The organism is Streptomyces vulcanius (assembly GCF_042653945.1).
GTDB lineage: Bacteria > Actinomycetota > Actinomycetes > Streptomycetales > Streptomycetaceae > Streptomyces > Streptomyces mangrovi.
Map to the genome: position 1 here is coordinate 20,667 of NZ_JBHSFK010000018.1, position 16,606 is coordinate 37,272.

The following is a 16,606-nucleotide window of genomic DNA, read 5'->3' on the forward strand; positions in this document are numbered from 1 at the left end:
CGGAGCGCGTGCCGCGGCGCGGTACCCGCGTGGCGCACTGGGGCAGACTGGCCCCATGTCCAGCCGTCGCAGAGCCTGCCCCGAGTGCCGTCGCGAGATCGCCGTCGTCGCCGGACGGTATGCCCGGCACGACCCGCCGGGCGCACGGGACAACGGCGAACTCGTCTCCTGCCCGGGCTCCCGCAGGGCCGCACAACTGGGCGCCGCACAGCCGTCGTTGGACGGGTACGCGCTGCCCGACTTCCCCGGGCAGCTGTCGTTGTTCTAGAGCCCTCCAGGGCTCTGGTTCCAGAACTCTGGAAGTTGAAAGATCGTCAGTTGCCCGCCACCGACTTCACCGCCACCGACACCGGTGTGGAGCCGCCGATGAGTTCCAGGACGAGGCCGGACGTGGCCGGGGTGTCCACCAGTTCCGCCAGGACGGCCGCCACGTCGTCGCGCGGGACGGGGCCGCGCCCCGTGTGGGCCTCCAGCCGGACCAGGCCGGTCCCGGCGTCGTCCGTGAGCGCGCCCGGGCGCAGGATCGTCCAGTCGAGGGCGTCCAGGCCCTGCACGTACGCGTCCGCCTCGCCCTTGGCGCGCAGATAGACGTCGAAGATCTCCTGGCCCGCGTGCCCCGGATCGGCGCCCATCGACGACACGACCACGAGACGCCGTACGCCCGCCCGGACCGCCGCGTCGGCGAACAGCACCGCCGCGCCCTTGTCCACCGTGTCCTTGCGGGCCACCCCGCTGCCCGGGCCGGCGCCCGCCGCGAACACCGCCGCGTCCGCGCCCCGCAGCAGTGCGGCGACCTCGTCGACCGACGCCGACTCCAGGTCCAGTACGGCGGGTTCGGCGCCGACCGCCCGAAGGTCGCCCGCCTGCTCGGCCCTGCGGATGATCCCCGCGACCTCGTTCCCACGCCCGGCGAGCAGCCGCTCCAGCCGCAGCGCGATCTGACCATGACCACCAGCGATGACAATGCGCATGCTTCCGACCGTACGCCCGCCCGCCCCCACCCGCCGCACGGCTCCCGCAAAGGCCGCCACGCGCGCGTACGCCGCATGCGTACGCGACGCGCCTACGACAACGGGCTCCGCCCCTGCCTCGGCAGGCCCGGTTCCGTCGTCGCCGCCGCCGAGCTGCAGTACTCGCGGACCGCGCTCGTCCGGGCCACCACGCGTCCGCTGTGGAAGACGATGCGGCTGTAGGCGAGGGAGAGCGCGCCGGCCAGGCGGTCGCCGCGTACCGCGAGGAGATCGGCGGGGAAGCCGGCCTCGACGCGGATCTCGGGCAGGCCCAGGGCCGCCCGTGCCGCGGTGCTCACGGCGTCGTAGGCCTCCTCGGGGCGCAGGCCGTACCGGGACGCGAGGAGGTAGGCCGCCTCCAGGGGGTCGCCGCGGCCGACGGGGTTGGACACGTCGCGCAACGCCCCGCTGCCCGCCGCCACCCGCACCCCGGCCGCGCGCAGCAGCCGTACGGGCGCCGTACCGCGGTGTTCGACGGCGCCGCAGCCGCCCTGGGGGAGGCACACCACCGTCACGCCTGCGGCGGCCAGTTGGTCGGCGGTGCGGCCGGCCGCCTCGGCGGGGAGGCGGCCGAGGCCGCCGCAGGGGCTGAGGGTGACACCGGGGCGCAGACCGCCCGCCATAGCGGCGAGCCGGGCCAGCCGGCCCGGGTCGGTGGCGTCGGTGTGCAGGTCGACGGGGCAGCCGTGTTCTGACGCGACGTCGAGTACGGCCTCCACATAGCCCGTCGGGTCGGGGTCGAGGTCGGGGCAGCCGCCGACCACCGAGGCGCCCATCTTCAGCGCGTCCCGCAGGATCGCGAGCCCGTCCGCACCGGCCGCGCCGGTCAGGACGCGCGGCATCGCCACCGTCGTCAACTCGGCGAGCCCGCGCAGCGAACGTCTCGCCTGGAGCACGGCGGCCAGCGCGCCGAGACCCTGGACGTCGCCCACGCGCACGTGCGTGCGCACCGCGGTCGCGCCGTGCCCGAGCTGGAGGAGCGCGGCCTCGGTGGCGCGCCGCTGGACGTCCTGGGGCGCGTACGAGAGGGGGCCGTCGATGTCGGCGGTCAGCGCGGTGTCGGCGTGGGCGTGCGGCTCGGCGGGGGCCGGGAGGAGGAGCCAGCCGCCCAGGTCGACGCGCGCTCCGCCGCTTCCGCTTCCGTTTCCGCTTCCGATTCCGCCGCCTCCGTCTCCGGCGCGGGACGGAGCCGGCGCCAGGCTGCCTGCCGTGCCGACCGCCTCGATGCGCCCGTGGCCCAGCCGCACGTCCACGGTCCGGCCGTCCGTCAGACGGGCCCCGCACAGCAGGAGGGCGGCCGGGTCCGGCGTACCGCCCCAGGTGCCCGACGACGAGGACGACCAGGGGGGTGGCTGCGGCTGGCTGTCGGGCATCGCGCTCCAGGGGCTCGGGGACGTCCCGGGGCTGGGGGACGCAAGATCACACAGAGTGAGTCGAGCCTAGGGCGGGGGCCGGGTGCTGTCGGGGAGGAGCGCAATAGTCGTACTGGTGTGGCCCCGGTCGACGGGAGGGGCTTCTGGGGCTGCCGGGACCCCGCCGGTCACCAGGGGAACCGCGCGAAAACGGGCGCCGGGGCGGGCCCGGCAGGGGCCGCGAAACGGATTTGGGTGAACGGCTGCGGACCGTGTAATGTCTTCATCGCTCGCCCCAATAGCTCAGTCGGCAGAGCGTCTCCATGGTAAGGAGAAGGTCTACGGTTCGATTCCGTATTGGGGCTCTGGTGTGAGAGGTTCCCGTCGCGAGGCGGGAACTGATCACATCAAAGCGGTGTAGCTCAGTCGGTAGAGCAAGCGGCTCATAATCGCTGTGTCACCGGTTCAAGTCCGGTCACCGCTACTGACAGTAGCCGATTGCGGGTTCGGTCCTTCGATCGGCTACTCTTTTATGCGTTGACAATCCCACCCGTTCGTCAAGGAGCACTCACGTGGCTGCCACCGACGTCCGCCCGAAGATCACGCTGGCCTGCGTGGAGTGCAAGGAGCGGAACTACATCACCAAGAAGAACCGGCGTAACAACCCGGACCGTCTTGAGATGAAGAAGCACTGCCCGCGTTGCAATGCGCACACCGCGCACCGCGAAACGCGATAAAAACAGGCTCGTACACGAGGCCGTTCCCGAGTGATCGGGGGCGGCCTCGCGTCGTTACATCGACCGGTACCGGTCAGTAGAGCCACCAGGCCAGCAGAGCAACCAGGAGGTGCCGAGCCCATGGCGCTCGACCAGTCCTTCGTGGGACGGACCTATCCGCCCACCGATCCCTATGAGGTCGGCCGGGAGAAGATCCGCGAGTTCGCGGAGGCCGTCGGGGACGGCAACCCGGTGTACACCGACCCGGAGGCCGCCAAGGCGCTCGGGTACCCGGATGTGATCGCCCCGCCGACCTTCGTGTTCTCGATCACCTTCAAGGCGGCGGGACAGGTCGTCCAGGACCCCCGGCTCGGCCTGGACTACAGCCGGGTGGTGCACGGCGACCAGAAGTTCGCCTACCGGCGCCCGGTGCGCGCCGGTGACCGGCTCACGGTGACCTCGACCATCGAGGCCGTGAAGTCCATGGCGGGCAACGACATCCTGGACATCCGCGGCGAGGTGCACGACGAGGCCGGAGAGCACGTCGTGACCGCCTGGACCAAGCTCGTGGCCCGCGCGGCCGAGGAGGCGTGAGACACCGATGACGGCCAGGATCGCCTACGACGACGTCGAGATCGGCACCGAGCTGCCGGCGCAGTCCTTCCCCGTTGACCGTGCCGCCCTCGTCCGGTACGCGGGCGCCTCCGGGGACTTCAACCCCATTCACTGGAACGAGAAGTTCGCCAAGGAGGTGGGTCTGCCGGACGTCATCGCGCACGGCATGTTCACCATGGCCGAGGCGATCCGTGTCGTCACCGACTGGACCGGCGATCCGGGGGCGGTCGTCGACTACGGCGTCCGCTTCACCAAGCCGGTCGTCGTCCCCAACGACGACCAGGGTGCCGTGATCGAGGTGACCGGCAAGGTGGGTGCCAAGCTCGACGACAACACCGTCCGGGTCGACCTGACGGTGACCAGCGGCGGGCAGAAGGTGCTCGGGATGTCGCGGGCGGTCGTGCGGCTGGCCTGAGGCCGGGAGCGGCGAGCGAGTGGCGGGTTCTTCGGTAAGGGGCGTTCTCCATGGGGGAGCGCTCCTTACTTGTGCAGGCCCCCTGCCTGCGAAACGGGTGGGGTGGGGGGAGTGTTCCCGAGGGGGACCGCTCACTTGGCGGGGTCAGTGCTTGACATAGTTGGTGATTGAGCACTAACTTACTTGCATGGCGAGGATGAGTGCGGAGGAGCGGCGCGAAAGCGTCATTCGGGCGGCGACCAGTGAGTTCGCGCGGACCGGGTACCACGGCACGTCCACCGAGGCGATCGCCAAGCGGGTGGGTGTCTCACAGCCGTATCTCTTCCGGCTCTTCCCGGGAAAGAAGGCGATCTTCCTCGCGGCGGCCGAGCGCTGCATGGCCGACTTCGCCCAGATGTTCGCGGAGGCTGCCGAGCGGGCGGAGGGCGAAGCGGCCCAGAAGGCCATGGGGGATGCGTACGTCAAGGTCATCGCGGAACAGCCCGAGCGGCTGATGATGCAGCTGCAGACATACGTCGCGGTGGCCGCCGCGGAGGCCGAGGGGGACCGTGAGCTCGGTGAGGCCGTGCGGGCCGGGTGGGCGCGGGTCTGGGACGCCGCCCATCTGTTGCTCGGCGCCGATCCGAGTGAGACAACGGACTTCATGGGGCACGGCATGCTCATCAACTGCCTCGTGGCCATGGGGTTTCCGGTCGAGCACCGGGTGTGGCAGGGGCTCTATCCCCCGGCGTGAGCCGAGGGGTGACCCAGGGGTGGTCAGCGGCTTTTCATGCGCTCAAAAGTTAGTGGTCAATAACTAATCTTCGATCTCCCTGGGGGAGAGATGACTCAGCAAACAGCACGAAAGGGCGGCGCCGTCTGGGCGCTCGTCATCACCAGCGTCGCCGGATTCATGGCGGCCCTCGACAACCTCGTCGTCACCACCGCGCTGCCCTCCATCCGGAAGGACCTCGGCGGGGGGCTGGGCGACCTCGAATGGACCGTGAGCGCGTACACGCTCACCTTCGCCGTGCTGCTGATGTTCGGCGCGGCGCTCGGCGACCGGTTCGGCCGGCGCCGGATGTTCCTGGCCGGACTCACCGTCTTCACCGGCGCCTCCGCCGCCGCGGCCATGGCCACGGGCATCGACGCCCTCATCGCCGCACGCGCGGTCCAGGGCGTCGGCGCGGCGATCATGATGCCCCTGACCCTCACCCTGCTGACCGCGGCCGTGCCCGTGGCCAAGCGCGGGATGGCGTACGGGATCTGGGGGGCCGTCAACGGGCTCGCGGTGGCCTCCGGGCCGCTCATCGGCGGCAGCCTCACCGAACACGTCTCCTGGCACTGGATCTTCTGGCTGAACGTCCCGCTCGGACTCGCCCTGCTGCCCCTCGCCCGGCTGCGGCTCGCCGAGTCCCACGGCACCGGCGCGCCGCTCGACCTTCCCGGCACGCTTCTCGCCAGCGGCGGGCTCTTCGGGATCGTGTACGGGCTGGTGCGCGGGCCGGCCGACGGATGGACCAGCTCCCTCGTGCTGACCGGGCTGTTCGCCGGCGCCGCGCTTCTCGTCGGCTTCGTCGTCCACGGCACCCGTGCCAAGAACCCGATGCTCCCGATGCGGCTCTTCCGCTCCCGCGCCTTCGCCGGCATCAACGCCGCGAGCCTGCTGATGTTCCTCGGCATGTTCGGGTCGATCTTCCTGCTCAGCCAGTACATGCAGGGCGTCCTCGGGTACTCGCCCACCGAGGCGGGGCTGCGGATGCTGCCCTGGACCGGCATGCCCATGCTCGTCGCACCGATCGCCGGCATCCTCTCCGACCGGATCGGCGGGCGCCCGGTCGTCGCCACCGGCCTCTTCCTCCAGGCCGTCGGCCTCGGCTGGATGGCCTTCGCCGCCACCGCCGACGCCTCCTACGCGATACAACTGCCCGGTCTGATCGTCAGCGGCATCGGCATGGCGCTGTACTTCGCCCCCGCCGCCAACCTGGTGATGTCCAGCGTCCTGCCCAAGGAGCAGGGCATCGCCTCCGGAGCCAACAACGCGCTGCGCGAGGTCGGCGGCGCGCTCGGCATCGCGATCATGGGGTCGATCTTCTCCGCCCAGGGCGGCTACGAGTCCGGGCAGGCCTTCGTCGACGGCCTCCGGCCCGCACTGGTGACCGGTTCCGCGGTCGTGGCCCTGGCCGCGGTGGCGGCACTGATGATCCCGACACGCAGGCAGGCCGAGCGGCTCCGGACCACCGCCCAGGAGGAGACCGAGCCGGCGCCGGTCCTCGAAAAGGTCGCCTCCTGACCTCGGCGGCACGCCACGCACGCGTGGCAACCCCGTTCCGGCCCCGTCGTTCGCGGCGGGGCCGCACGCGTGTGTGGCGCGCCGGTACGGGGTGCGGGACGGGAACGACGCGCGGGGGGTGTTGTCGGTGGGGTCTCGTACGCTGGGCGGGTGCAGGAACTTCACGACGCTTCCCTCGCCCCGCTGACCACCTTCCGGCTGGGCGGCCCCGCCGACCGGCTGGTCACCGCGACGAGCGACGCCGAGGTGATCGCCGCCGTCCGCGAGGCCGACGACACCGGGACACCACTGCTGCTGATCGGCGGCGGTTCGAACCTGGTCGTCGGCGACAAGGGCTTCGCCGGCACCGCCCTCGTCATCGCCACCAAGGGCTTCACCCTCGACGGCACCCGCCTCGAACTGGCCGCCGGAGAAGTGTGGACCGACGCCGTCGCCCGCACCGTCGAGGCCGGGCTCGCGGGCATCGAGTGCCTGGCCGGCATCCCGGGTTCGGCCGGCGCGACCCCGATCCAGAACGTGGGGGCGTACGGCCAGGAGGTGTCGTCCACGATCACCGAGGTGGTCGCCTACGACCGCCACGCGCGCGAGACGGTCACCGTCCCGAGCGCCGACTGCGCCTTCTCCTACCGCCACAGCCGCTTCAAGGCCGAGCCCGAGCGGTATGTCGTCCTGCGCGTCCGCTTCGCCCTGGAGGACGCGGGCGGCCTCTCAGGGCCCGTCAAGTACGCCGAGACGGCCCGCGCGATGGGCGTGGAGCCCGGAGACCGGGTGCCGCTGGCCGAGGCCCGGGAGACCGTGCTGAAGCTGCGGGCCGGGAAGGGCATGGTCCTGGACCCCGAGGACCACGACACCTGGTCCGCCGGTTCGTTCTTCACCAACCCGATCCTCACCGACGCCGAGTTCGCCGCGTTCCACGCGCGCGTGCGGGAGCGGCTCGGCGACGGCGTGGAGCCGCCCTCGTACCCGGCGGGGGAGGGGCACACCAAGACCTCCGCGGCCTGGCTGATCGACAGAGCCGGCTTCGGCAAGGGCTACGGCAGCGGCCCGGCCCGTATCTCCACCAAGCACACCCTCGCCCTCACCAACCGCGGCCGGGCGACCACCGAGGACCTGCTGGCGCTGGCCCGCGAGGTCGTCGCCGGGGTGCGCGACACCTTCGGCATCACCCTGGTCAACGAGCCCGTCACGGTGGGCGTCAGCCTCTAGCCCCGCGTCAGCCTCTAGGGAACCTTCGCCAGCCAGTCGTCCACTCCCGACAGCAGCTTTGCCCTCATGTCCTCCGGCGCCGCCGAGCCCCGTACCGACTGGCGGGCCAGTTCCGCCAACTCCTCGTCCGTGAAGGCGTGGTGTTGGCGGGCGATCTCGTACTGGGCGGCCAGCCGTGAGCCGAAGAGGAGCGGGTCGTCGGCGCCCAGCGCCATCGGGACCCCGGCGTCGAACAGAGTGCGCAGGGGTACGTCCTCGGGCTTCTCGTAGACGCCCAGGGCGACGTTCGAGGCCGGGCAGACCTCACAGGTCACGCCGCGCTCGGCCAGCTTCCGCAGCAGCCGTGGGTCCTCCGCCGCGCGCACACCGTGCCCCAGCCTGTTGGCGTGCAGGTCGTCCAGGCAGTCACGGACCGAGGCGGGGCCGGTGAGCTCGCCGCCGTGCGGAGCCGACAGCAGCCCGGCCTCCCTGGCGATCGCGAACGCCCGGTCGAAGTCCCGCGCCATACCGCGCCGTTCGTCGTTGGAGAGGCCGAAGCCGACCACGCCCCGGTCCGCGTAACGGACCGCAAGGCGGGCCAGTGTGCGGGCGTCCAGGGGGTGTTTCATCCGGTTGGCGGCGACCAGGACGCGCATCCCGAGGCCGGTCTCGCGCGAGGTCGTCTCCACCGCGTCCAGGATGACCTCCAGCGCCGGGATCAGACCGCCCAGCCGGGGGGCGTACGACGTCGGGTCCACCTGGATCTCGAGCCACCCGGAGCCGTCCTTCAGGTCCTCCTCCGCCGCCTCCCGCACCAGGCGCTGTATGTCCTCGGGCCGACGGAGGCAGGACCGCGCCGCGTCGTACAGCCGCTGGAAGCGGAACCAGCCCCGCTCGTCCGTGGCCCGCAGTCTCGGCGGCTCCCCGCTCGTCAGCGCCTCGGTCAGCGCCTCGGGCAGTCGCACCCCGTACTTGTCGGCCAGCTCCAGGACGGTGCCGGCCCGCATCGACCCGGTGAAGTGCAGGTGCAGATGGGCTTTCGGCAGCTCAGAGACATCACGTTCAGGTACACGCTCCATTCCAGGATCCTGCCGCACGCGCGCGTCCCGCGGGTAGCCGTTTCCCCGAACGTGGTCTTGCTCGCACAAACGGCTCGCACAAACGACAGGGGGCCCACCTACCGAATTCGGTAGGTGGGCCCCCTGCGGCGGACGTCAGGCCTTGGCCTCCGCCAGCAGCTTCTGGACGCGGCTCACGCCCTCGACGAGGTCCTCGTCGCCCAGCGCGTACGACAGCCGCAGATAGCCCGGCGTGCCGAACGCCTCACCCGGGACGACCGCGACCTCGGCCTCGTCCAGGATCAGCTCGGCCAGCTCGGTGCTGTTCTGCGGGCGCTTGCCGCGGATCTCCTTGCCCAGCAGCCCCTTCACCGACGGGTACGCGTAGAACGCGCCCTCGGGCTCCGGGCAGACCACGCCGTCGATCTCGTTGAGCATCCGCACGATCGTCTTACGACGCCGGTCGAAGGCCTCACGCATCTTCTCGACGGCCGACAGGTCCCCGGAGACGGCGGCCAGCGCGGCGACCTGGGCCACGTTGGAGACGTTCGAGGTGGCGTGCGACTGGAGGTTCGTCGCGGCCTTGACGACATCCTTCGGGCCGATGATCCAGCCCACCCGCCAGCCGGTCATCGCGTACGTCTTGGCGACCCCGTTGACCACGACGCACTTGTCGCGCAGCTCCGGCAGGATCGCCGGCAGCGAGGTGAACTTCGCGTCGCCGTAGACGAGGTGCTCGTAGATCTCGTCCGTGAGCACCCACAGGCCGTGCTCGACGGCCCAGCGGCCGATCGCCTCGGCCTCCTCGGCGCTGTAGACCGCGCCGGTCGGGTTGGACGGGGAGACGAAGAGCACGACCTTCGTGTTCTGCGTGCGCGCCGCCTCCAGCTGCTCCACCGAGACCCGGTAGCCGGTCGTCTCGTCCGCGACGACCTCCACCGGCACGCCGCCGGCCAGCCGGATCGACTCCGGGTACGTCGTCCAGTACGGCGCCGGGACGATGACCTCGTCGCCCGGGTCGAGGATCGCGGCGAAGGCCTCGTAGATGGCCTGCTTACCGCCGTTGGTCACCAGGATCTGGGACGCCTCGACCTCGTAGCCGGAGTCGCGCAGCGTCTTCGCGGCGATGGCGGCCTTCAGCTCGGGCAGCCCGCCGGCCGGGGTGTACCGGTGGTACTTCGGGTTCTTGCAGGCCTCGATCGCGGCCTCGACGATGTAGTCCGGAGTCGGGAAGTCGGGCTCGCCGGCGCCGAAGCCGATCACCGGACGCCCGGCGGCCTTCAGGGCCTTGGCCTTGGCGTCCACGGCGAGGGTGGCGGACTCGGAAATCGCGCCGACTCGGGCGGAGACCCGGCGGTCGGTGGGAGAGGATGCAGCGCTCATACCGCCCATGTTTTCAGACCGGAAACCACCCCGGCACACCGGTTTCACCGACTGGGCAACTGAGAGGGGAACCGACTGAACATCAGAATGAATCCGCACCGGGCCGCTTTCCGTTCGACGGCACGCTCAGGACCACGTACACTCCTACGTCGTTGGCCTTCAACAGCCGTGCCACATCGGGTGCACACCGAGCACCCGGGCGGATGCGGTAGGTTGGGGAACGCAACAAAGGGTCGTAGCTCAATTGGTAGAGCACTGGTCTCCAAAACCAGCGGTTGGGGGTTCAAGTCCCTCCGGCCCTGCTACACACACCTTCGCCAGTGATGTGTGCGCATGTACGTACAGTAATGCACCGCCGTGCGGCTCAGACCGGGCGCGGCACGGCCACGACCCGGGAACAGGTGAGGACGAATGGCGGACGCCGTGGGCTCCATCGACACGCCTGATGCCCAGGACGAGGTGCCTGAGGCTACGAAGAAGGGCCGTAAGGGCGGCAAGCGCGCCAAGAAGGGCCCGCTGAAGCGCCTCGCCCTCTTCTATCGGCAGATCGTCGCGGAACTCCGCAAGGTCGTCTGGCCCACGCGGGGCCAGCTGACGACGTACACCACCGTGGTGATTGTCTTCGTCGTCATCATGATCGGCCTGGTGACCGTGATTGACTATGGACTCAGCCACGCCGCCAAGTACATCTTCGGCTGAGCCGTAAGCGAAGGGCGCCGAGGTATCCGGCGCCCCTTTCGCATGTTCCACCCCTATGTATCCAGGAAGAAGCAGCCACCGTGTCTGACCAGAACCTGAACGACGCCATCGAGCCCGACGAGTCCGTGGACGACGAGCTCGACATCGTCGAGGGCGCTGACGAGGTGGACGAGTTCGAGGCTGCCGATGCCGACGCGGGCGAGCCCGCGGAGGAAGCCGCGCTCCACGTCGAGGACGAGGACGAAGAAACCGCAGACGACGCCGACGACGAAGCTGCGGACGCCGAGGCCGAGGAAGAAGAGCCGGCCGAGCCCGTCGACCCCGTCACCGCCCTGCGCGAGGAGCTGCGCACCCTCCCCGGCGAGTGGTACGTCATCCACACGTACGCCGGCTACGAGAACCGCGTGAAGACCAACCTGGAGCAGCGCGCCGTCTCGCTGAACGTCGAGGACTTCATCTTCCAGGCCGAGGTGCCGCAGGAAGAGGTCGCGCAGATCAAGAACGGCGAGCGCAAGACCATCCGCCAGAACAAGCTTCCCGGGTACGTTCTCGTCCGCATGGACCTGACGAACGAGTCCTGGGGCGTCGTCCGTAACACCCCCGGCGTGACCGGTTTCGTGGGCAACGCCTACGACCCCTACCCGCTGACCCTGGACGAGATCGTCAAGATGCTCGCCCCGGAGGCCGAGGAGAAGGCAGCCCGCGAGGCAGCCGAGGCCGAGGGCAAGCCGGTCCCGCAGCGCAAGGTCGAGGTCCAGGTGCTGGACTTCGAGGTCGGCGACTCGGTCACCGTCACCGACGGCCCGTTCGCCACGCTGCAGGCCACGATCAACGAGATCAACGCCGACTCGAAGAAGGTCAAGGGCCTCGTCGAGATCTTCGGCCGCGAGACCCCGGTCGAGCTCAGCTTCGACCAGATCCAGAAGAACTAACGCCTTCGGCGTCAGAGCTACCGGACAGGTCAGACGGCTCACGCAGCCCGTCTGACCTGCTCGGTTTTTAGCCGCGCAGACCTACCCGCTAGGGTTGTGCGGTTGCCTTCGGGCACTCGGAATCGACAAGAAACGGGAGAGGACCCCGAAATGCCTCCCAAGAAGAAGAAGGTCACGGGGCTCATCAAGCTCCAGATCAACGCCGGTGCGGCGAACCCGGCCCCGCCGGTCGGCCCCGCGCTCGGCCAGCACGGCGTCAACATCATGGAGTTCTGCAAGGCCTACAACGCCGCGACCGAGTCGCAGCGTGGCTGGGTCATCCCGGTGGAGATCACGGTCTACGACGACCGCTCCTTCACCTTCGTGACCAAGACTCCGCCGGCCGCGAAGATGATCCTCAAGGCCGCGGGTGTCGAGAAGGGCTCCGGCGAGCCGCACAAGACCAAGGTCGCCAAGATCACCCAGGCGCAGGTCCGCGAGATCGCCACGACCAAGCTGCCCGACCTCAACGCCAACGACCTGGACGCCGCGTCGAAGATCATCGCCGGCACCGCCCGTTCCATGGGCATCACGGTCGAGGGCTGACCTCCACCCCGCACCAAGCAGAAGTGTGGAAGGGCCCGCTCGGCCCGGACCACGACTCCTCAGAATCAACAGGAGCAGTAGTGAGCAAGCGCAGCAAGTCTCTCCGCGCTGCGGACGCCAAGGTCGACCGGGAGAAGTTCTACGCCCCGCTCGAGGCCGTCCGTCTCGCCAAGGACACCTCCACGTCCAAGTTCGACGGCACCGTCGAGGTCGCCTTCCGTCTGGGTGTCGACCCGCGCAAGGCCGACCAGATGGTCCGTGGCACCGTGAACCTGCCGCACGGCACCGGCAAGACCGCCCGGGTCCTGGTCTTCGCGACCGGTGACCGTGCTGCGGCCGCGGAGGCCGCGGGCGCCGACATCGTCGGCTCCGACGAACTGATCGACGAGGTCGCGAAGGGCCGTCTGGACTTCGACGCCGTCGTCGCCACCCCGGACCTCATGGGCAAGGTCGGCCGTCTCGGCCGCGTGCTCGGTCCCCGTGGTCTGATGCCGAACCCGAAGACCGGCACCGTCACCCCCGACGTGGCCAAGGCCGTCACCGAGATCAAGGGCGGCAAGATCGAGTTCCGCGTCGACAAGCACTCGAACCTGCACTTCATCATCGGCAAGGTGTCCTTCGACGACACCAAGCTGGTGGAGAACTACGGCGCGGCCCTGGAGGAGATCCTCCGTCTGAAGCCGTCCGCCGCCAAGGGTCGCTACATCAGGAAGGCCGCGATCAGCACCACGATCGGCCCCGGCATCCTGGTCGACCCGAACCGCACCCGCAACCTCCTCGTCGAGGAGGACCCGGCCGCGGTCTGAGCCTCGGCTCACAGCAGTCGGCGCGAGCCCCGCAACCTTTCGAGGTGCGGGGCTCGTCCCTGTTTGTGGCACGGCATTCCGGTACGGCTGTCAGTGCCGTGCGTTAGCTTGAAGTCACGGGATTCTCATGGGGGTGGGGCGAATGAAGCGTGCGACTGTGCGTACGGCGGGCTTGTCCGTAGCGGCGATGACCCTGGTGGCGGGGGCGACGGCATGCAGTTCGGGAGGGTCCGGCGGCTCGGGGGGCTCGGAGGGGTCCGGCAAGGACGGGAGCGTCCGGTTCGATCCCATCGCCGCCCTGCGCTCCGCCGAGAAGTCCACCGACGGCGCCGACTCCGCGAAGGTCGAGTCGACCACCACCATGGGCTCGCTGATGTCGATGACCGCCGACGGCGAACTCGCCTGGGGCGACGGCCTCACCGGCAGACTCACCATCACGTACACCGGCGGCGCCATGGCCGACACCATGCGCCAGATGGGCACCACGTCGATGGAGGCCCGCTATCTGACCGACGCCTACTACGCGAAGATGGGCGACACCTTCGCCGAGCAGTCCGGCGGCAAGCACTGGATCAAGTACGCCTACGACGACCTCGAGAGCCTCGGCGGCAGTTCCGGCGCGTACCTCAAGGACCAGATGCAGAACACCACCCCGAACCAGTCGGTGAAACTGCTGCTGGCCTCCGGGGACGTGGAGAAGGTCGGCGAGGAGAAGGTGCGCGGACAGCAGACCACCCACTACTCGGGCACGGTCGAGGTGGCCGATCTCGCCGAGAAGAACTCCAACCTCAGCCGCAGCCAGCTCGACGAGCTGAAGAAGACGCTGGAGCAGGCCGGCGTCACCACCGAGACCGTGGACATCTGGGTCGACAGTGACGACCTGCTGGTCAAGAAGGTAGAGAAGGGGCAGACGTCGTCGGGCGCGTACAGCCAGACCGCCTTCTACAGCGACTACGGCACCCAGGTCTCCGCCCAGCAGCCCCCGGTGAGCGACACGGTGGACTTCACGGAGCTGGTGCAGAACCAGGGCGCCGGCTGAGAAAAACCAAGAGGCGGCAAAGGAGATCCGGGTATGGTCATGAGCACGATGTGAACATGAGTTCGGGGGGACACATGAACAGACTGCACAGGACCGCCGCGGCCACCGCCACCGCCCTGCTGCTGACCGGTGTCGCGGCCTGCGGGAGCGGTGAGGTGACCGGTGGACACCGGACCGCCGCGCAGGTTCTCACCGCCGCGTACGAGAAGACCTCCGAGGCCAAGTCCGCCCGGATCACCATGACCATGTCGGCGCCGGCCGCCCTGGGGGACGGCGGCGACATGAAGATGAGCGGCGTCATGGGCTGGGACCCGACCGTCATGGACGTCACGATGCGGGGCTCCGCCCTCGCGGCGGACCCGGACGCCCCGGAGCGCATCCGGATGATCCTCCGGGACAACGTGATGTACATGGACATGGGCGCGGACACACCGGCCGAGCTGGACGGCAAGCGCTGGATGAAGATGGACCTGGCCGCCATCGCGAAGGCCTCGGGCGACGAGGAGATGCAGAAGCAGATGACCTCCGGCCTGGAGAACATGAACCAGGACCCGACCGAGCAGCTCGCTCTGCTGCTGGACTCGCCCAATCTGAAGCACGTCGGCACGGAGAAGATCGACGGCGCCGAGACCGAGCACTACAAGGGCACGCTCACGGTCAAGGAGATGATGGAGTCCGGCGACTCCCTGGGCGTGCTCGAGGCCGACGAGCGGGACAAGGTCCTCAAAGAGGTCGAGAAGGCCGGCATCAAGGGCTACGACACCGAGGTATGGGTCAACGACGACGACCTGCCGGTGCGGATGGACGTCGGCATGGACACCCCTCAGGGCGACATCGAGATGAGCATGACGTTCTCCGACTACGGCGCCAAGGCCGAGGTCGAGGCGCCGTCGGCCGCCGACACCTTCGACCTGATGGACATGCTCAAGGAGCTGGAGGGGCTGGAGGACCCGGGGGAGTCCACCGCGAGCTGATCCCCGTACGGGCGGATTTGCTTGACGCCGACCCGGTCGCGTACGCTCCTACAGAAGCCAAAGACCGCTGGTCGTTGCCGTGTGCTCGCGAGAGTGTGCGGTGGCCGAAGGATCCGCTGATATGCGGACGACCCGCGCAGGTGACTGTGGAAGTGCTCCCGGGCCGGAATCCGTCAAGGGTCTCGTTCGGTAGAGCTACGCCCCGTGCGCCTGCGCCGGGGCGTTTCGTTTGTCCCAGCCCCTTCTGAGCGGTCCTCATCACCCGGAAGGAGGCCGACGCTCTATGGCAAGGCCCGACAAGGCTGCCGCGGTAGCCGAGCTGACGGAGCAGTTCCGCAGCTCGAACGCCGCCGTGCTGACCGAATACCGGGGTCTCACCGTCGCGCAGCTCAAGACGCTGCGCCGCTCGCTCGGTGAGAACGCCCAGTACGCCGTGGTGAAGAACACGCTGACCAAGATTGCGGCCAACGAGGCCGGGATCACGACGCTCGACGACCTGTTCAACGGTCCGACGGCGGTCGCCTTCGTCACCGGTGACCCGGTGGAGTCGGCGAAGGGTCTTCGTGACTTCGCCAAGGACAACCCGAACCTCGTCATCAAGGGCGGTGTCCTTGACGGCAAGGCGCTGTCCGCCGACGAGATCAAGAAGCTTGCGGACCTCGAGTCCCGCGAGGTTCTGCTCTCCAAGCTGGCGGGTGCCTTCAAGGCCAAGCAGACTCAGGCTGCCCAGGTCTTCCAGGCGCTCCCGTCGAAGCTCGTCCGCACCGTGGACGCTCTTCGCGCCAAGCAGGACGAGCAGGGCGGTGCCGAGTAACTCGGCTCGCGAAATGACCGCCGCCTGAGGCATCCCGCCTGAGGCAGAGGTCGTAGCGGGCCGAACGTACGCCCGCCATACATGTACATCCCGGCACCAGCCGAATTAGTGGAAGGAAGCCGTCGTGGCTCTCACCCAGGACGAACTGCTCGCCGAGTTCGAGACGATGACCCTCATCCAGCTTTCCGAGTTCGTGAAGGCGTTCGAGGAGAAGTTCGACGTCACCGCCGCCGCCGCGGTCGCCGTCGCCGGCCCGGGCGTTCCGGCCGCCGCCGCCGAGGCCCCGGAGGAGCAGGACGAGTTCGACGTCGTCCTCACCGGCGCCGGCGAGAAGAAGATCCAGGTCATCAAGGTCGTGCGTGAGCTGACCTCGCTGGGCCTGAAGGAGGCCAAGGACCTCGTGGACGGCGCTCCGAAGCCCGTTCTCGAGAAGGTCGCCAAGGAGGCCGCGGAGAAGGCCGCCGAGTCCCTCAAGGCCGCCGGCGCCTCCGTCGAGGTCAAGTAACACCACTCAGGTCCACCGGACCTGTAACGCCGTAGCGCGTAGGAGCGATCATCCATCTGGGTGGTCGCTCTTCGCGTTCCCGGGAGGTCGGCCACGGTTGCCTTGCACCCGTGACGGCGAGGGGTAGGGTGATCTTCATCGTGTCCCCCTCAGCCTGGGCTTACGTAGGGGGGCCTTGACGAACCGCACGCAGCGCGCAATTCTCAGGACGCGTCGTCACAAGGATCCGAATCCGAGGCATGGATC

19 protein-coding genes and 3 tRNA genes are annotated in these 16,606 nt (G+C 69.4%); 18 read left to right on the plus strand and 4 right to left on the minus strand.

Annotation, left to right across the window (positions count from 1 at the left end):
* The first annotated feature begins 55 nt into the window (after nt 1–55).
* A complete protein-coding gene (locus tag ACFPIH_RS26280; protein ID WP_381176211.1) occupies nt 56–268 on the plus strand; it encodes a hypothetical protein in 213 nt (70 codons plus the stop codon).
* 46 nt (nt 269–314) lie between these two features.
* Here ACFPIH_RS26280 and ACFPIH_RS26285 read toward each other — a convergent pair whose 3' ends face one another.
* Together ACFPIH_RS26285 and ACFPIH_RS26290 are read right to left on the minus strand one after the other, a co-directional pair.
* Nucleotides 315–971: an SDR family oxidoreductase gene (locus tag ACFPIH_RS26285; protein ID WP_381176214.1), complete on the minus strand. Its 657-nt coding sequence runs from the start codon at nt 969–971 to the stop codon at nt 315–317.
* 92 nt (nt 972–1,063) lie between these two features.
* Nucleotides 1,064–2,383 (minus strand): amidohydrolase family protein, encoded by a 1,320-nt coding sequence (locus ACFPIH_RS26290; protein ID WP_381176217.1) that lies wholly within the window; start codon nt 2,381–2,383, stop codon nt 1,064–1,066.
* Between the two features lie 271 nt (nt 2,384–2,654).
* Here ACFPIH_RS26290 and ACFPIH_RS26295 point away from each other — a divergent pair.
* The 8 genes from ACFPIH_RS26295 to ACFPIH_RS26330 all read left to right on the plus strand — a co-directional run bounded on the left by ACFPIH_RS26295 (nt 2,655) and on the right by ACFPIH_RS26330 (nt 7,586).
* Nucleotides 2,655–2,727: transfer RNA gene (locus ACFPIH_RS26295), tRNA-Thr, on the plus strand.
* Between the two features lie 46 nt (nt 2,728–2,773).
* Nucleotides 2,774–2,846 (plus strand) — tRNA-Met (locus ACFPIH_RS26300).
* A gap of 88 nt (nt 2,847–2,934) precedes the next feature.
* Nucleotides 2,935–3,099 (plus strand): 50S ribosomal protein L33, encoded by a 165-nt coding sequence (gene rpmG, locus ACFPIH_RS26305; RefSeq protein WP_003948671.1) that lies wholly within the window; start codon nt 2,935–2,937, stop codon nt 3,097–3,099.
* Nucleotides 3,100–3,219: 120 nt separating this feature from the next.
* Nucleotides 3,220–3,672 (plus strand): FAS1-like dehydratase domain-containing protein, encoded by a 453-nt coding sequence (locus tag ACFPIH_RS26310; RefSeq protein WP_381176220.1) that lies wholly within the window; start codon nt 3,220–3,222, stop codon nt 3,670–3,672.
* 7 nt (nt 3,673–3,679) lie between these two features.
* Entirely contained in the window at nt 3,680–4,108 is a 429-nt protein-coding gene (locus ACFPIH_RS26315) for a MaoC family dehydratase (RefSeq protein ID WP_381176223.1), read from the plus strand.
* 187 nt (nt 4,109–4,295) lie between these two features.
* A complete protein-coding gene (locus tag ACFPIH_RS26320) occupies nt 4,296–4,841 on the plus strand; it encodes a TetR/AcrR family transcriptional regulator (RefSeq protein ID WP_381176226.1) in 546 nt (181 codons plus the stop codon).
* Between the two features lie 90 nt (nt 4,842–4,931).
* On the plus strand, nt 4,932–6,380 hold the full coding sequence (locus tag ACFPIH_RS26325) for an MFS transporter (RefSeq protein WP_381176229.1): 1,449 nt from the start codon (nt 4,932–4,934) through the stop codon (nt 6,378–6,380).
* 150 nt (nt 6,381–6,530) lie between these two features.
* Nucleotides 6,531–7,586 carry a UDP-N-acetylmuramate dehydrogenase gene (locus ACFPIH_RS26330; protein WP_381176232.1) on the plus strand — a complete coding sequence of 352 codons (1,056 nt, stop codon included), beginning with the start codon at nt 6,531–6,533 and terminating at the stop codon, nt 7,584–7,586.
* Nucleotides 7,587–7,600: 14 nt separating this feature from the next.
* Here ACFPIH_RS26330 and ACFPIH_RS26335 read toward each other — a convergent pair whose 3' ends face one another.
* Nucleotides 7,601–8,644 carry an adenosine deaminase gene (locus ACFPIH_RS26335; protein ID WP_381176235.1) on the minus strand — a complete coding sequence of 348 codons (1,044 nt, stop codon included), beginning with the start codon at nt 8,642–8,644 and terminating at the stop codon, nt 7,601–7,603.
* Nucleotides 8,645–8,779: 135 nt separating this feature from the next.
* Complete coding sequence (locus ACFPIH_RS26340; RefSeq protein WP_381176238.1) at nt 8,780–10,006, minus strand: pyridoxal phosphate-dependent aminotransferase; 1,227 nt, start codon at nt 10,004–10,006, stop codon at nt 8,780–8,782.
* A 229-nt stretch (nt 10,007–10,235) separates the two neighbouring features.
* On the opposite strand from ACFPIH_RS26340, the gene ACFPIH_RS26345 reads away from it, so the two are divergent.
* From ACFPIH_RS26345 to rplL, 9 genes are all read left to right on the plus strand, one after another.
* Nucleotides 10,236–10,308: transfer RNA gene (locus ACFPIH_RS26345), tRNA-Trp, on the plus strand.
* A 109-nt stretch (nt 10,309–10,417) separates the two neighbouring features.
* Nucleotides 10,418–10,705 (plus strand): preprotein translocase subunit SecE, encoded by a 288-nt coding sequence (gene secE / locus ACFPIH_RS26350; RefSeq protein WP_381176241.1) that lies wholly within the window; start codon nt 10,418–10,420, stop codon nt 10,703–10,705.
* Between the two features lie 80 nt (nt 10,706–10,785).
* Nucleotides 10,786–11,637, plus strand: a complete 852-nt coding sequence (gene nusG, locus ACFPIH_RS26355; RefSeq protein ID WP_381176244.1) for a transcription termination/antitermination protein NusG — start codon at nt 10,786–10,788, stop codon at nt 11,635–11,637.
* A 150-nt stretch (nt 11,638–11,787) separates the two neighbouring features.
* On the plus strand, nt 11,788–12,222 hold the full coding sequence (gene rplK / locus ACFPIH_RS26360; RefSeq protein WP_381176247.1) for a 50S ribosomal protein L11: 435 nt from the start codon (nt 11,788–11,790) through the stop codon (nt 12,220–12,222).
* Nucleotides 12,223–12,302: 80 nt separating this feature from the next.
* On the plus strand, nt 12,303–13,028 hold the full coding sequence (gene rplA, locus ACFPIH_RS26365; protein ID WP_381176250.1) for a 50S ribosomal protein L1: 726 nt from the start codon (nt 12,303–12,305) through the stop codon (nt 13,026–13,028).
* A gap of 142 nt (nt 13,029–13,170) precedes the next feature.
* On the plus strand, nt 13,171–14,067 hold the full coding sequence (locus ACFPIH_RS26370; RefSeq protein ID WP_381176253.1) for an SCO4651 family lipoprotein: 897 nt from the start codon (nt 13,171–13,173) through the stop codon (nt 14,065–14,067).
* Between the two features lie 74 nt (nt 14,068–14,141).
* Entirely contained in the window at nt 14,142–15,041 is a 900-nt protein-coding gene (locus ACFPIH_RS26375) for an SCO4651 family lipoprotein (RefSeq protein ID WP_381176256.1), read from the plus strand.
* A 283-nt stretch (nt 15,042–15,324) separates the two neighbouring features.
* Nucleotides 15,325–15,855 (plus strand): 50S ribosomal protein L10, encoded by a 531-nt coding sequence (gene rplJ, locus ACFPIH_RS26380; protein WP_381176259.1) that lies wholly within the window; start codon nt 15,325–15,327, stop codon nt 15,853–15,855.
* 124 nt (nt 15,856–15,979) lie between these two features.
* Nucleotides 15,980–16,360 carry a 50S ribosomal protein L7/L12 gene (gene rplL / locus ACFPIH_RS26385; RefSeq protein WP_381176262.1) on the plus strand — a complete coding sequence of 127 codons (381 nt, stop codon included), beginning with the start codon at nt 15,980–15,982 and terminating at the stop codon, nt 16,358–16,360.
* Nucleotides 16,361–16,606: the final 246 nt, after the last annotated feature.

Coding starts and splice junctions, on each gene's coding strand:
- ACFPIH_RS26280 (WP_381176211.1), top strand. CDS start 56: ATGTCCAGCCGTCGCAGAGCCTGCCCCGAGTGCCGTCGCGAGATCGCC.
- ACFPIH_RS26285 (WP_381176214.1), bottom strand. CDS start 971: ATGCGCATTGTCATCGCTGGTGGTCATGGTCAGATCGCGCTGCGGCTG.
- ACFPIH_RS26290 (WP_381176217.1), bottom strand. CDS start 2,383: ATGCCCGACAGCCAGCCGCAGCCACCCCCCTGGTCGTCCTCGTCGTCG.
- ACFPIH_RS26310 (WP_381176220.1), top strand. CDS start 3,220: ATGGCGCTCGACCAGTCCTTCGTGGGACGGACCTATCCGCCCACCGAT.
- ACFPIH_RS26315 (WP_381176223.1), top strand. CDS start 3,680: ATGACGGCCAGGATCGCCTACGACGACGTCGAGATCGGCACCGAGCTG.
- ACFPIH_RS26320 (WP_381176226.1), top strand. CDS start 4,296: ATGGCGAGGATGAGTGCGGAGGAGCGGCGCGAAAGCGTCATTCGGGCG.
- ACFPIH_RS26325 (WP_381176229.1), top strand. CDS start 4,932: ATGACTCAGCAAACAGCACGAAAGGGCGGCGCCGTCTGGGCGCTCGTC.
- ACFPIH_RS26335 (WP_381176235.1), bottom strand. CDS start 8,644: ATGGAGCGTGTACCTGAACGTGATGTCTCTGAGCTGCCGAAAGCCCAT.
- ACFPIH_RS26340 (WP_381176238.1), bottom strand. CDS start 10,006: ATGAGCGCTGCATCCTCTCCCACCGACCGCCGGGTCTCCGCCCGAGTC.
- secE (WP_381176241.1), top strand. CDS start 10,418: ATGGCGGACGCCGTGGGCTCCATCGACACGCCTGATGCCCAGGACGAG.
- rplK (WP_381176247.1), top strand. CDS start 11,788: ATGCCTCCCAAGAAGAAGAAGGTCACGGGGCTCATCAAGCTCCAGATC.
- ACFPIH_RS26370 (WP_381176253.1), top strand. CDS start 13,171: ATGAAGCGTGCGACTGTGCGTACGGCGGGCTTGTCCGTAGCGGCGATG.
- ACFPIH_RS26375 (WP_381176256.1), top strand. CDS start 14,142: ATGAACAGACTGCACAGGACCGCCGCGGCCACCGCCACCGCCCTGCTG.
- rplJ (WP_381176259.1), top strand. CDS start 15,325: ATGGCAAGGCCCGACAAGGCTGCCGCGGTAGCCGAGCTGACGGAGCAG.